The sequence below is a fragment of the Alcaligenes sp. GCM10023179 genome (genome assembly GCF_042653705.1).
Classification (GTDB): Bacteria; Pseudomonadota; Gammaproteobacteria; order Burkholderiales; family Burkholderiaceae_B; genus Alcaligenes; species Alcaligenes phenolicus.
Genome location: NZ_JBHSIQ010000002.1, coordinates 629690 through 644017, shown reverse-complemented (window position 1 = coordinate 644017; position 14328 = coordinate 629690). Strand labels below are relative to the sequence as shown.

Annotated in this window: 9 protein-coding genes; all 9 read left to right on the top strand. The window is 60.0% G+C overall.

Annotated elements, in window-relative coordinates; translation table 11 throughout:
* Window positions 1–18 precede the first annotated feature (18 nt).
* The 9 genes from ACFPDR_RS12290 to ACFPDR_RS12250 all read left to right on the top strand — a co-directional run bounded on the left by ACFPDR_RS12290 (window position 19) and on the right by ACFPDR_RS12250 (window position 14324).
* Window positions 19–618 carry a 50S ribosomal protein L25/general stress protein Ctc gene (locus ACFPDR_RS12290; protein ID WP_035271240.1) on the top strand — a complete coding sequence of 200 codons (600 nt, stop codon included), beginning with the start codon at window positions 19–21 and terminating at the stop codon, window positions 616–618.
* Between the two features lie 128 nt (window positions 619–746).
* Entirely contained in the window at window positions 747–1343 is a 597-nt protein-coding gene (gene pth / locus ACFPDR_RS12285) for an aminoacyl-tRNA hydrolase (RefSeq protein WP_009461083.1), read from the top strand.
* Between the two features lie 3 nt (window positions 1344–1346).
* Complete coding sequence (locus ACFPDR_RS12280) at window positions 1347–2168, top strand: type II CAAX prenyl endopeptidase Rce1 family protein (protein ID WP_009461082.1); 822 nt, start codon at window positions 1347–1349, stop codon at window positions 2166–2168.
* A 131-nt stretch (window positions 2169–2299) separates the two neighbouring features.
* Window positions 2300–3391, top strand: coding sequence for a redox-regulated ATPase YchF (ychF, locus tag ACFPDR_RS12275; protein WP_009461081.1), 1092 nt, complete (start codon window positions 2300–2302; stop codon window positions 3389–3391).
* Window positions 3392–3587: 196 nt separating this feature from the next.
* Window positions 3588–4460 carry a tyrosine-type recombinase/integrase gene (locus ACFPDR_RS12270; protein WP_376911182.1) on the top strand — a complete coding sequence of 291 codons (873 nt, stop codon included), beginning with the start codon at window positions 3588–3590 and terminating at the stop codon, window positions 4458–4460.
* Complete coding sequence (locus ACFPDR_RS12265; protein WP_376911181.1) at window positions 4442–4798, top strand: tyrosine-type recombinase/integrase; 357 nt, start codon at window positions 4442–4444, stop codon at window positions 4796–4798. Before ACFPDR_RS12270 ends, ACFPDR_RS12265 begins: the two co-directional genes overlap by 19 nt.
* A gap of 346 nt (window positions 4799–5144) precedes the next feature.
* Complete coding sequence (locus ACFPDR_RS12260) at window positions 5145–6245, top strand: Fic family protein (RefSeq protein WP_376911180.1); 1101 nt, start codon at window positions 5145–5147, stop codon at window positions 6243–6245.
* A 9-nt stretch (window positions 6246–6254) separates the two neighbouring features.
* Window positions 6255–11528 (top strand): DEAD/DEAH box helicase, encoded by a 5274-nt coding sequence (locus tag ACFPDR_RS12255; RefSeq protein ID WP_376911179.1) that lies wholly within the window; start codon window positions 6255–6257, stop codon window positions 11526–11528.
* A 6-nt stretch (window positions 11529–11534) separates the two neighbouring features.
* Entirely contained in the window at window positions 11535–14324 is a 2790-nt protein-coding gene (locus ACFPDR_RS12250) for a helicase-related protein (RefSeq protein ID WP_376911178.1), read from the top strand.
* Window positions 14325–14328: the final 4 nt, after the last annotated feature.

The window sequence follows — 14328 nt, the reverse complement described above, 5'->3', positions numbered from 1 at the left end:
CTGCAATTGGAGTTCTACATGAAATTCACCGCTACTTCGCGTGATGTACAGGGTACGGGTGCGAGCCGCCGCCTGCGTCGCGCTGGCCAGGTTCCAGCTATCGTTTACGGTGGCGACGAACAACCCGTCGTGATCGCTCTGGATCACAACGAGACCTACCACAACCTGCGCAAAGAAGCCTTCCACGCTTCCATCCTGACGATGGAACTGGACGGTAAAGCTGAAAAAGTGCTGTTGCGCTCGGTTCAGTGGCACCCTTACAAGCAGCAAGTTCTGCACGTTGATTTCCAACGCGTTCTGGCTTCGCAAGCCATCACCACCAAAGTTCCTCTGAACTTTGAAGGTGGCGACGTGTCCCCAGCCGTCAAGCTGAGCAGCCAAGTTATCAGCCACATCCTGACCGATCTGGAAATCACCTGCTTGCCAGCCAACCTGCCAGCGTCCATCACTGTGGACCTGAGCGGCATGACTGCCAACGCCAACGTGCACCTGGACAGCATCAAGCTGCCACGTGGCGTGACTTACGCTGGCAACGAAGCCAACCCTCTGCTGGCTGCTGCTCTGCCAGTTGGCGGTGGTGCTGCTGCTTCGGAAGCAACAGAAGAAAGCGCCGAGTAATCAAGATTGCCAGCCGGCTTCGGTCGGCTCGCAGCTTGGCGAATCAACCCCTGTCAGCGTATGCTGGCGGGGGTTTGTTATTTGTGCCTGCGCCTTTGCCGGAGCAGGCGCTTTCTGCGAAAACATTCATGTCTGAGCCTATCCGTTTGATTGTTGGCCTGGGTAATCCTGGCCCTGAGTACGAAACCACCCGTCACAATGCGGGCTTTTGGTTGGCAGACCAGTTGGCTGATGATCTGCATGCAACGTTCAACCTGGAAAAATCCTTTTTCTCCTGGGTGGCCAAAGCGCGTTTTGAAGGTGAAAACGTCATCATCGCCAAACCCATTACCTTCATGAACAAGTCCGGGCAAGCCGCCGGTGCCTTGATGCGTTTCTACAAGCTCAAGCCCGAACAGGTGCTGGTCCTGCATGACGAACTGGATTTGCTGCCCGGTCAGGTGAAGATGAAAAAAGGCGGTGGGCACGCCGGGCATAACGGCCTGCGCGACATCCAGTCCGCCTTTGGGACACCGGATTTCTGGCGCTTGCGCCTGGGCATTGGTCACCCTCGCACCTTGGGCCTGGCCCAGCAAGTGGTGAACTTTGTACTGCATACCCCTCGCAATGAAGAGCTGCGCGAGATCGAGGACGGCATGAATCGCTGCCGCGTCATGATGCCTGCTTTGCTGCGTGGCGACTTTGAGCAGGCGACCCGCCAGCTTTACGCGCCCCAGAAGGCTTGACGCATGAAGCCAGCGCCAAGCAGCCAGATGCGTTTCCGGGACGAGCTTAAAGATTTCTTTTATTTTCTGCGTCACCCTCGCAGCGCCCGGCGTTTGCCTGGCAGAGTCCAGGGTGACGGCTGGTATCTGGACTGGTTTGCTCCCTTGCCCTGGAAGCGTCTGCTGCAATGGGCGGGCATGCTTTGGCTGATTAATGCGCTGGTACTGGGCCCGATCGCTGTCTCGGTAGCAGGTGTGGGCGGTGCGCAGCATCGCCTGGACCCGACGCGTATTCCCTGGGTGCAAGCCATTATCTGGGCACCTATTGTGGAAGAGCTGGTCTTTCGTTTCGTGCTGAGACGGCCGTCACAATGGCTGACGGTTGTTCCGCTGGCGGTGTTCCTGATGTTTCAGGGACCAGGCTGGTGGTTGATACAAGGCTTGCTGGTCTTTTGTCTGGCAATCTGGATCAGCCGTTATACCGGCATGCCACGCCAAGCCTTGCCCGCAGGCAGTAGCTGGTGGCGCAAGTTGGTGGGTGCCTTGCAGGGAAGGGCATGGCGCTTTTCATCCATGCGACGCTATTGGCGTTTCTTTCCCTGGGTGTTTTATGGTGCAACGCTGGCCTTTGGAGCGCTGCATTTGTATAACTTCCAGCTCAACAGTATGAGCTGGTATTTGCTGCCCATGCTGGTGCTGCCCCAATGTTTGACAGGGTTGGTACTGGCCTGGCTGCGAGTGCGTCGAGGCATTGGTGCATCGATCGTGCTGCATGCCATCTTCAATGGTGGCCCGGTCTTGCTGATTATTGGCCTGCTCAAGCTGTTTGACGGCATTCCTGTATAGGCAAGCCCGGGTTTCAAGGCGCTAGCCTGTGTCCCCGGCACGACTGTTCTGACCCGTCTGCAGGCTCTGTAGCGCCCAAGGGCGCTACAATAGCGCATCGTTTATATAACTCTTTGATTTTCAGGATACTCATGGCACTGCAATGCGGCATCGTTGGCTTGCCCAACGTTGGTAAATCCACTCTGTTCAACGCTCTGACCAAAGCCGGCATTGCGGCTGAAAACTACCCCTTCTGCACCATCGAACCGAACGTCGGTGTGGTCGAAGTTCCTGACCAGCGTTTGCAAGATCTGGCCAAGATCGTGAACCCCGAGCGCATTTTGCCTGCCGTGGTGGAATTTGTAGACATCGCTGGTCTGGTCGCCGGTGCTTCCAAGGGCGAAGGCCTGGGTAACCAGTTCCTGGCCAACATCCGCGAAACCGACGCCACCGTGCACGTGGTGCGCTGCTTTGCCGATGACAACGTCATTCACGTTGCCGGTAAGGTTGACCCCTTGGCTGACATCGAAATCATCAACACCGAGCTGGCGCTGGCCGACTTGGGCGTGGTTGAAAAAGCCGTGCACCGTAACCAGAAACTGGCTCGCTCGGGTGATAAAGACGCTGCCAAGCTGGTAGCCCTGCTGGAGCGTATCGAGAAAGCACTGGGAGAAGGCAAGTCCGTGCGTTCGCTGAAGCTGGACGAAGACGAACTGCACCAGATCAAATCCTACGGCTTCATCACCGCCAAGCCCACCATGTACGTGGCCAACGTGAAAGAAGACGGTTTCACCAACAACCCACACCTGGAAGCCGTACAGAACTATGCTGCCGCTGATGGCGCTCCTGTTGTGGCTGTATGTGCTGCCGTAGAAGCTGAAATCGCTGAACTGGACGACGCTGACAAGATTGAGTTCTTGTCCGATCTGGGCATGGAAGAGCCAGGCCTGAACCGCGTTATCCGCGCTGCCTACAGCCTGCTGGGCCTGCAAACTTACTTCACTGCAGGTGTTAAAGAAGTCCGCGCCTGGACCATCCGCGTGGGCGATACCGCCCCTCAAGCTGCAGGCGTGATCCACACCGACTTTGAGCGCGGCTTTATCCGTGCACAGACTATCGCCTTTGACGACTTCGTAGCCTGCAAGGGCGAACAAGGTGCCAAGGAAGCCGGCAAGATGCGCGCTGAAGGCAAGGAATACGTTGTGAAAGATGGTGACGTGCTGAACTTCTTGTTCAACGTCTGACGATTTTTGCTGGATCTCGGTGGCGCTCAGTAGCGCTTGGTAGACAGGTTGGACCATTTGAAATCAATGGGTTGTATAAACAATACGGTCTACTGAGCGTTCCTATTGTTCATCGAGGTCTGAAAAATTCGGGGGTAGCGTTGGGGGTACTCGTGTTCAACCGTGGGGGTACATCTCCCCGCAGTGGAGTCCAACGATGCCCGAAAACCTACTCACCGACCTCAAGGTCGGGTCGGCCAAATCGACTGATCGAGATTGGAAACTTTCAGACGGCGGGGGCCTGTTCCTGCTGGTCAAGCCCAACGGCGGCAAGCTTTGGCGGTGGAAGTACCGCCTGCAAGGCAAGGAGAACCTTTTTGCCATTGGCGGCTTTCCTCAAGTAAGCCTTGCGGAGGCGCGTGCGGCCCGAGAGAAAGCGCGTGCCTTGGTCAAGCAAGGTATCCATCCTGCCCATGAACGGCAGCAGGTCAAGCAGCGCAACCTGGAAGCACTGGAGGAGCGCAAGCGCGCTCGCGAAAGCTCGTTTGCCAAGGTGGCGCAGGCTTACCTGGCCGAGATCAAGCCTGTCTTTGCGCTCAGTTCCTACCGCACAAAAGAGTCCCGCATCAGGAAGTACCTGTCGCCCAAATTCGACGGGATGCCGATGAGCGACATTGGCGTGAAGCAGATTCGCCCGCTACTGGAGGAATGCAAGTCCCACGGAGCCTGGGCGGCGATTCACGTCAAAGGCGATCTTTCGGCCATCTTCGAGTTCGCGGTGGTGCGCGGTTTAGTCGAGGCCAATCCTATTCCCAGTCTTCGTGGGCTGCTGCGCGTGCCGTTCAGCGAGAGCAAGGCGGCGATGACGCGAGAGCAAATCCAGAAGTTCTATCAGGAGTTGCGCGGCTACCGGGGCTATCCGGAAACCTCATTGTGTCTGCGGCTAATTGCTCTGACGGCTTGCCGTCCAGGGGAAGCGGCGGATGCCGAGTGGTGCGAGTTCGACTTTGAGGATGCGCTGTGGCGTCGGCCTGCGGCGAAGATGAAGGCGCGGCGTGACCATGTCAGCCCTTGTCCAAGCAGGCCATAGCGGTACTGAAAGACTTGCAGCGCATCACAAGTGGTGGGCGCTATCTATTCCCACACCGGAGCGGCAAGGGCTTTACTACACCCAACCGGCTGACCTACGCCATGCGTGACATGAATCTGGGGCGGGGTACGACGCCGCATTGCTGGCGGACGACCTTTTCGACCTGGGCCAACGAGAACGGATACCGGCCTGATGCAATTGAACGGCAGCTTGCCCACGTGGAAAGCAACAAGGTGCGGGCGACGTACAACAAGGCGCTGCTGCTGGATCAGAGAAGGACGCTGTTGCAGGACTGGGCGGACTATCTGAGTGCTGCGGAGGGAAGCGGCACAGCATAGGGAAGAGTTGGCCGGGTGTTGTAGAACGAATGGACAGGAGCGGCCTTTTCCTTTTCTGGATAGGGCCGTTGTCCCTTGAGTGCCGTTCCCTTGCCATTTGCCTTTGCCCAAGGCTGGGTGCTGGGAATGGGGTAAACAATGGAATAAATGGGGTAATTTTGAATTGATTGCCCTTTTGAGGCTCATGTCGCTCATTTCCTTCTTGGTCAGCCATGCCAACCTCTCGCGACCGGTCCAATGTTCAGGAAATGGGGGAGTCAAACACTGTTAATGAGGTATTTCTAGAGACAATGCCCCATTTAAAGGCTATGATTACCCCATTTAGACAGCCTGGGCTTACATTTCCATGCACTCGCTCACACCCGAGTACCTTTCCGCGCTTCGCTTCGATGGCACCCAGGCCGCCACGTTGCGCACACTGGGCGAGTACCAGGGCAAGCAGCAACTCTACGCCGCGCAGTCGCCCGAAGCCCTCAAGGGCCTGCGCCAGATCGCGGTGGTGGAGTCCACCGAGTCATCCAACCGGCTGGAAGGCGTTGTCGTCGCACCCTCGCGGTTGAAGTCTCTGGTCATCCGCAACGCAACGCCAAAGAGCCGCTCCGAACAGGAGATCGCCGGCTACCGTGATGCTCTGGCACTGATCCACGAGTCCGCCGCGCACATGCCCTTCAGCGAGGGTGTTGTGCTGCAATTACATACCCTGCTGTACCGCTACATGCCGCAGGCGGGTGGACGCTGGAAGGCCACCAATAACGACATCGTCGAGCGTCACCCGGATGGCACTTCGCGTCTGCGCTTCCAGCCGGTGGCTTCGCATCTCACGCCGATGGCCATGGCTGATCTAACAGGGCGCTACGCGACCGCGCTGGACCAGCATCTGGCCGATCCGCTGGTGCTGGCGCCGCTGGCGATGCTCGACTTCCTGTGCATCCACCCTTTCCCGGATGGCAACGGTCGCATGTCCCGCTTGTTGACCCTGCTGCTGCTCTACCACTTCGACTATGCCGTGGGCCGCTACATCAGCTTGGAACGCATCTTCGAAGATACCAAGGAAAGCTATTACGAGACGCTGGAAGCAAGCTTGCAGGGCTGGCACCAGGGGCAGCACGACGTAAAGCCCTGGCTCGACTACTTCTGGGGAGCCTTGCTACGGGCATACCGCGAGTTCGAGGAGCGTGTCGGCACCATCGAGCGTGGCCGTGGCAGTAAAGGAGACCGGGTGCGTGCGGAAGTCCTGGGGCGCACCCTGCCGTTCTCGATTTCCGAGATTGAAGAGGCCTGCCCGGGCGTGAGCCGGGACATGGTTCGACTAGTGCTGCGAGCGATGAAATCAGAGGGGGTGATCGAATCGACTGGCAAGGGGCGAGGGGCCAAATGGAAGCGCATCACAGCAGGCACATCCGGTAGTACAGCGGTTCTGGCGATTGGCCACAAGATGGATCAGTGAGGACTCTCCATGGATAACGTTTTCCAATTCCGCGACCAGCTCATCGAACGATACGGCAGCTTTTCCCGCAGTTTCGTTCGCATCGCTGCGCCTGATATCCGAGCCGAGGTCGAACATCAATATGCGCAAGGTCGCTATTGGCCTGAGCCGCTGGTGCAGATCAACCCGAATTACCAACGCCAGGGCACGGTGCAGAACCTGGCGGCACAGGGTGTCTTGCATGCTGCCTGCGCAGAGATCTTCGAGGTCGGGAAGTCTGAAGGTTCGCCAGAACCCCTGCATCTTTACAAGCACCAGATGGAAGCCTTGGCCAAAGGCCAGGAACGCCAAAGCTATGTGGTCACGACCGGAACGGGGTCGGGGAAGTCCCTGTCCTTTTTCATCCCGATCATCGACCGCATACTCAAGGCCAAGCAATCCGATGGCAAAGCACGTACCAGGGCCATTGTCATCTATCCGATGAATGCTCTGGCCAACAGCCAGCTGGAAGAACTCGACAAGTTTCTGCATGGCTATGCGCCAGAGCTTCGTCCCTTCACCGTCAAGCGCTACACCGGCCAGGAAAGCAAGGCGGAACGCAGCGCCATCGCGGATGACCCGCCCGATATCCTGCTCACTAACTTCATGATGCTGGAGTACATCCTCACGCGCTTCGACGAAGTGGATCGGCGTGTGGTGGAACACTGCGAGGGACTTGAGTTCCTGGTGCTGGATGAGTTGCATACCTATCGTGGCCGTCAAGGGGCGGACGTTGCCTTGCTAGTGCGGCGCCTGCGAGAGCGCTTGAAAGCCGAGCAACTGGTCTGCATCGGCACGTCGGCCACCATGTCCAGCACAGGTAGCCAAGCCGACCGCAACCGCGTGGTGGCCGATGTGGCTAGCAAACTTTTTGGCACCCAGATCAGCGAGCATGACGTCATCGGCGAGACCTTGGAGCGCGTCACCAACCCGCTCAAGGACGTCAACGCCATCCGCACAGAACTACCGGCGGCCATTACGCGAAAGCAGGATATCTGGGCTGACTTCGACGCCTTTCGCAATGATCCGTTATCCATCTGGGTGGAATTGAACTTGGGTATCGAACTACCTGCCGACGAGCCTCCTAGGCGGGCGAGACCCATGATGTTGGAAGAGGCCAGCCGCCGTCTCGCCGAAGACGCGGGTTGCCAGCCTGAAGCCGCTCGCACCGCCCTGCAGCGCTTCCTAGTGGCTGCCCATGATGTGCGCACGCCCCAGGGCAGGCCGCCTTTCGCGTTCAAGCTGCACCAGTTCATCAGCGGTCCCGGCAAGGTGCTCACCACGCTGGAGGCACGAGGTAAGCGCCATGTCACGCTCGATGCTCAGCGTTTCGCGCCGGGGCGACAGCAAGAGAATGTGCTGCTTTACCCGACGCACTTCTGCCGCGATTGCGGCCAGGAGTACCTACCTGTCTGGTACGCACAGCAACCGGTCGGCTTCAGCTCACGTGAAATCGACGATATCGCGGCAGAAGACGACGCCAGCTATGGCTTCCTGTGTCCCCTGGTGCCCGGGCAGCAATACGGCGGCCTGCTCGAAGACCTGCCGGAAACCTGGATCGACCTCAGCCGGAGCGAACCCAAAATCAAGCCAGCCTACAAGAATGCCGTTCCCTATATGGTCACGGTCGATGCCAAAGGGCAAACGGGCTCGGGGACGGAGTTCTGGTTCATTCCAGGAAAGTTCCGCTTCTGCCTGAACTGCGGCACGACACACGAAGCCCACGGCAAGGATGCCAACCGCCTCTCCAGTCTGTCCGGCGAAGGCCGCTCTTCGGCCACTACCATGATTGCCCTGGCGGCCTTGCAGCAATTGTTCGCACTTTCCGAACCTGCGCCAGGGCAGCCTGACCCACGCAAGTTGCTTGGGTTTACCGACAACCGCCAGGATGCCGCTCTGCAGGCGGGACATTTCAACGACTTCATTTTCCTGCTGACGCTGCGTGCCGGCTTGATCGGTGCACTACAGGGCAGCGGCGGCCAACTCGATGAAGAACACTTGGCCGAAAGCGTATTCAAGGCCCTCGGCTTTCAAGGGGTCGATGAAGCGACCTTGGTGGAGTATCTGCGCACCCCCAAGCTCATGGGACTGGCCCGACAAGAAGCGCAACGCACATTGCGCTTCATCATCGCCTACCGGCTACTGCGTGATCTGCGGCGTGGCTGGCGTTTCAATAATCCGAATCTGGATCAACTCGGCCTGTTGCAGATTCGGTATCGAGACCTAGATGCCTTTTGCGCTGACGCCAGTATCTTTGCTGCAAACAGCACCTTGACCAAATTGACGGCAGTGCAACGGACAGTTCTGTTCGAATTACTGTTCGACGCCTTGCGCCGCCATCTGTGCCTGGAAAGTCGTTACCTCGACCCGGTTGAGCAGGATAAGGCACGCACCAGCGCCCACACCTACCTGAATGAACGTTGGGCCTTCGCTCCAGACGAGAAACTCGATACCGGCCGCTATCTCATCCTCGGCAAGCGCCCGGAATACAAGGGCAAGCCGCGCACCGACTTGGTGACAGGTGGTCCACGCTCCCGTCTGCTACGGCAAATAAAGACGGCCGCCTTCTGGCGCGACAGCGCCTGCGCCAGCGAGGTCGTGCAGTGGAAAGATGTCGAGTGGGCTAAGCTGATCGAAGCGCTGCTGGAATCCGCCAAGGACTATGGTTATGTGCAGCGCCAACCTATCGACGCCCAGCTCGCAGGCTGGCGCCTGAACGCGGCTGCCCTGGACTGGTGCCTGATTGCCGATCAGCCGCAAACTGATAGCAATCGAATCAACCAGTATTTCCGCGCCCTGTATCTCGGCATTGCCGACCTGCTGCGTCAGCCTTCGCATCCGCTGTTCGACTTCGAGGCCCAGGAACACACAGCCCAGGTGGATGCGCCACGCCGGCAACTGCTGGAGCAGCGTTTTCGCTACACCGAAAAAGACAGGCAGGACTGGGCGCAGAACCCGGCCTACGAAGCGCCGTTGGAACGTCTGCCGGTGATGTTCTGCTCCCCCACGATGGAGCTTGGCGTGGATATCTCCGCGCTCAACACCGTGTACCTGCGCAATGTGCCGCCGACCCCCGCCAACTACGCCCAGCGCAGCGGTCGTGCGGGTCGCTCGGGTCAGCAGGCGCTGGTCATCACCTATTGCGCGGCGCTCAGTCCGCATGACCAGTGGTTCTTCCACAATGCCGAGCAGATGGTGCATGGCGTCGTGCGCGCGCCAACCCTCGATCTGAGCAATCGTGATCTCATCGACAGCCACCTGCAAGCGGTCTGGCTTGCCAGTACCCAGGTGCCACTGGACGACAGCATTGCGCCCATGCTGGATCTCGACCAGCCCGGTAAACCACTGAAACAGCCCTTGCACGAAGCACTGCGGGCGCAGGCTGTCCAGCAGCGTGCCTTGGCCAGTGCCGGACGGGTCATCGACCAGCTTGAGGGCGAGCTTGAAGGCAGCGCCTGGTTCACTCCTGACTATGTGCGCCAGGTCATCGACAACGCGGCGCAAGCGTTCTCTGGGGCGCTGGAGCGCTGGCGCGTGCTGTTCGATGCCACCCGCCAACAGATGGATATGGCTGATCGCATCGTCAAGAGCCATACCGCCTCGCACACGGAACGCCAAAATGCCCAGCGCCGCTACGGCGACGCTGCGCGCCAGTACGCCGTATTGCTCAAGTCCGGCAACGGCCAGAACAATGATTTCTATACCTATCGCTACTTGGCCAGCCAAGGCTTCCTGCCAGGCTACAACTTCCCGCGCCTACCGCTGATGGCCTGGATTCCCGCCCGTGGCGGCCAGGCCGTCAATGGCAAGGATGACGAAGGCAGCATGGTCAGCCGGCCGCGCTTCCTGGCCCTGTCCGAATTCGGTCCCCGCAGCCTCATTTATCACCAAGGCCGCATGTACCGCGTGGTGCGTGCCAAACTCAACGTAGGCAATACAGACCACATTTCCGGCAACAGCCAGTTGGCCACCATTGCCTCGTTGGTGTGCAGCCAATGCGGCTACGGCCATCTCGGCGAGCCGGGCGGCGAACAGCCGCTGGTCAATCGCTGCGAGAACTGCGACGCCTTGCTCACCGAGCACGATTGGGTGCGCGAGCTCTACCGCATCGAAACCGTGGAGACCGTGGCCACCGAGCGCATCTCCATCAACGACGAGGAGCGCCAGCGTCAGGGCTTCGAGCTGCAAACCACCTACCGCTTTCTACCCGGCCCCGATGGCCGTATCCAGCGGCAGAAGGCCACGATCCAACAAGGTGAGGACGTGCTAGGCGAGCTCACCTACGCGCCCGCTGCGCAAATCTGGCGCATCAATCGCGGCTGGCGCAGGCGCAAAGACAAGGAGCAACTGGGCTTCTACATCAACCCAATCACGGGCACCTGGAGCAAGCAGGACGCACCGGATGCGGAAGACGATCAGGGCGGCGACGATGCTTTGCTGGAGAAGGTGCCCAACCAGCGCATCGTTCCTTTTGTGGAAGATCATCGCAATCTGCTGATCTTCGCTCCCGTACATGCCCTGTCGCTGGAGGCCATGGCCACTTTGCAGGCCGCGCTCAAGCGCGGCATCGAAATGACTTTCCAGATCGAGGAATCCGAACTGGTGGTCGAGCCACTGCCGAAGTCCGATGAGCGCCGCGCCTTGCTGTTCTACGAAGCGGCGGAAGGCGGTGCGGGTGTGCTCACTCGCCTGGCAAACAATCGCGACGACCTTGCACTCGTAGCCAGCAATGCCCTGCAACTGATTCACTATCGCAAACCGCAGAGCGGCATTTGGACGCTGGACGATTTGCCGTCGCTGGAACAGACCGATGCACTTGGCAATCATCAGTGCGAAGCCGGCTGCTATCAGTGCCTGCTGTCCTACTTCAACCAGCCGGATCACGAACACATCAACCGCCGCAATGCGGATGCGCTCAAGCTGCTGGTCGCGCTGGCCAATGCTCAGGTACAGCCTGTGGAATGCAGCGCGGCCCCCGTTGCAGCGGTGATCTTGGCAGACGAGCCACTCGACGCCTGGCTGTCCGCGCTCAGCCAGGCGGGGGCCGTGCAACCTGATGCGGTCAACGTGTCCGTCAACAATGGCGCAGCCACTGCGGCGGCCCAGTACAAGGCATCTCGTGCTTTGGTGTTTCTGTCCGCTGTGGATGATCAGACCACCAGCGTACTGCAGGACAAAGGCTGGCAGGTGCTCGATTTCTCGGACGCTTCACGCTGGCCACAACAATTCGCCGCGCACGCCGATGTGTTCGGTTCCAAGGAATAAAGGCGCATGACGATCCTCGAACACGACTTTCTACCCGGCAACCTGGTGCGCGCCCGAGGCCGCGAATGGGTGGTGCAGAGCGACTCCCGCCGCGACTGGCTGCGCCTGCGCCCATTGAGCGGCGCCGATGACGAAAGCATCGCCCTGATCCCCGAGTTGGAACTGCATCCCGTCGAACCTGCCACCTTCGACTGGCCCGATCCTGCACGCGCCGGCAACCATGCCGCCGCGCTGTTGCTACGCGATGCCTTGCGCCTGACCCTGCGCGCAGGCGCCGGCCCGTTCCGCTCCTTTGGCAATATCGCGGTGGAGCCTCGCGGCTATCAACTTGTGCCGTTGCTGATGGCGCTGCGCCTGTCCACTGTGCGCCTGCTGATCGCTGATGACGTTGGCATCGGCAAGACCATCGAAGCCGGCCTGATCGCACGAGAGCTCATGGACCGTGGCGAAATCGCCCGCCTGGCCATTCTCTGCCCGCCACACCTTGTCGAGCAGTGGCAAAATGAGTTGGAAACCCGCTTCAACCTTCAGGCCGTGGCGTTGACTTCGTCTTCGGCCTCCCGCATCGAACGTGATCTTCCGCATGGAGTGCGCCTGTTCGACCATCATCCCGTGGTGGTCGTCAGCCTGGACTACATCAAGAGCGAACGCCACCGCGAACAGTTTCTCGCTACCGCCCCCGAATGCATCATCGTTGACGAGGCCCACACCTGCGCCAGCAGCGGCGCAGGCAAGCAATTGCGCTTCGAGTTGCTGCAACGCCTTGCCCGTGACGCGCAGCGACACCTGATTCTGCTGACCGCCACCCCTCACTCTGGTGACGAAACCGCCTTCTACAACTTGCTGTCGCTGCTCGATCCGCGCTTTGCGGCCTTGCAAGGCCGAATGACGGCCTCCGACCCGCTGCGTCAGGAATTGGCCCGCCACTTCGTCCAGCGCCGTCGCAAGGACATCGTTGAATGGCAGGCCGAGACCCATGACGGACGAGGTTTTCCCCGCCGCATGAAAACCGAGCTTACCTATCAACTCAGCGGCGAATGGGGCGCGTTCTTTGACGCCGTGCAGGATTACTGCCGCGAACTGGCTGAAACCGTTGAGCAGCAAGAACGGCAAGGCGGCGCGCGCCTCATTTGGTACGCCACCCTGGCATTGTTGCGCTGCGTGGCATCGTCGCCCGCAGCCGCCGTCAAGGCGTTGACCACACGGCTGGAAGGCACTGTGCCGGATGAGGCGCTTCTCGGCGATGAGCGCCTGCACGATGGCGAGACCGATGACCTCTCCGGCAGTGATCTGGAGCCGCCTGCCCAGGTGCAGGACGCTGCGCCGCGCCTGCAAGCCTTGATCGCCGACGCGCAACGTCTTTCCGGCAAGGCCGGTGATCCAAAGCTGGCTGCGCTCATCCGGCATATTGACCTCCTGGTGAAGGATGGCTACCACCCGGTGGTGTTCTGCCGCTACATCGCCACCGCCCATTACGTGGCCGAACACCTCAAGGCCGCTTTCCCCAAAGCCTCCGTCGATGCCGTCACCGGCGAACTCACCCCCGAAGAACGCCGCGAGCGCGTGGATGAGTTGGAGGATGCCGAGCAACGCATCCTGGTCGCCACCGACTGCCTCTCCGAAGGAATCAACCTGCAACATCTGTTCACCGCTGTCGTCCACTACGACCTGGCTTGGAACCCCACCCGCCACGAACAGCGCGAAGGCCGCGTCGATCGTTTCGGTCAGCAGGCCGATGAAGTTCGCTGCACCATGCTCTACGGGCAAGATAACCCGGTGGATGGCTTCGTGCTCAACGTTATCCTCAAGAAGGGCGAGGCCATTCAGAAGGAGCTCGGCGTGCTCGTTCCCATGCCCGAGGATGAAGCCCGCATCAATCAGGCCTTGGTCAAGGCGGCATTGATGAAACGCAGCGACAGTCGCACCGCATCGCCGCAGGCCGTATTCGACTTTGGTGAGCCGGAGCAATTGCTCGCTCCACTGCAAGCCCAATGGCGTGACGCGCTGGAAAAGGCTAAGGCCAATCGCACTGTGTTCGCCCAGCGTCGCATCAAGCCAGACGAGGTGCTGCCCGAATGGCACAAACAACAACAGGCTCTGGGCACCCAGGCTGACGTGCAGCGTTTCCTGCAAAGCGCTTGTGTGCGGCTGGGGGCGCCGCTGGAAATCGGCCGCAAACAGACCGCACGTTTCCTGCCGCAGCACCTGCCCGAAGCCCTGCGCCAGCGCTTGGCCGATGAGGGCATCAACACACCCCAGTTCATCGACTTTAGCGAACTGCATCGCAGCCATCCGTTGGTTGGCCTGCTGGCCCAGCATTTGCTGGAAGACGCACTCGGTGGCGAACGTCCGCTGGCCGCCCGTTGCGCTGCCACTCTTACCAATGACGTGGAGGTTGTCACCACCCTTTACCTTCTGCGTCTGCGCCACCAGCTCAGCTACGTGCGCCGCCGCGAACCCTTTCAGATGATGGCGGAGGAAACCGTTGCTCTGGCTGTGCAGGGCCGCAACGCTCCTCAATGGCTGGCTGACGACGGCATGAGTCGCCTGCTCGAATGCACGCCCAGCGGTAACCTGCCGCCAGAGGCGGCACAGCGCGAAATCCGCACCGCGCTCGACTTCCTCGCCGCGCACCCGCAGCAACTGCAAGCGGTAGCCCAACAGCGGGCCGATGCCCTGCTGGCCGACCACCAGCGCGTGCGCGAAGCCACCCGTGACGTCGGCCAGTACAGCGTCAGCCCCTGCCTGCCGGTCGATGTGATGGGCGTGTACGTACTGCTGCCTGACTCGCTATAAGCCT

Excerpts from the sequence above, each read along its gene's own strand:
- ACFPDR_RS12290 (WP_035271240.1), top strand. The coding sequence starts at position 19 with ATGAAATTCACCGCTACTTCGCGTGATGTACAGGGTACGGGTGCGAGC.
- pth (WP_009461083.1), top strand. The coding sequence starts at position 747 with ATGTCTGAGCCTATCCGTTTGATTGTTGGCCTGGGTAATCCTGGCCCT.
- ACFPDR_RS12280 (WP_009461082.1), top strand. The coding sequence starts at position 1,347 with ATGAAGCCAGCGCCAAGCAGCCAGATGCGTTTCCGGGACGAGCTTAAA.
- ychF (WP_009461081.1), top strand. The coding sequence starts at position 2,300 with ATGGCACTGCAATGCGGCATCGTTGGCTTGCCCAACGTTGGTAAATCC.
- ACFPDR_RS12270 (WP_376911182.1), top strand. The coding sequence starts at position 3,588 with ATGCCCGAAAACCTACTCACCGACCTCAAGGTCGGGTCGGCCAAATCG.
- ACFPDR_RS12260 (WP_376911180.1), top strand. The coding sequence starts at position 5,145 with ATGCACTCGCTCACACCCGAGTACCTTTCCGCGCTTCGCTTCGATGGC.
- ACFPDR_RS12255 (WP_376911179.1), top strand. The coding sequence starts at position 6,255 with ATGGATAACGTTTTCCAATTCCGCGACCAGCTCATCGAACGATACGGC.
- ACFPDR_RS12250 (WP_376911178.1), top strand. The coding sequence starts at position 11,535 with ATGACGATCCTCGAACACGACTTTCTACCCGGCAACCTGGTGCGCGCC.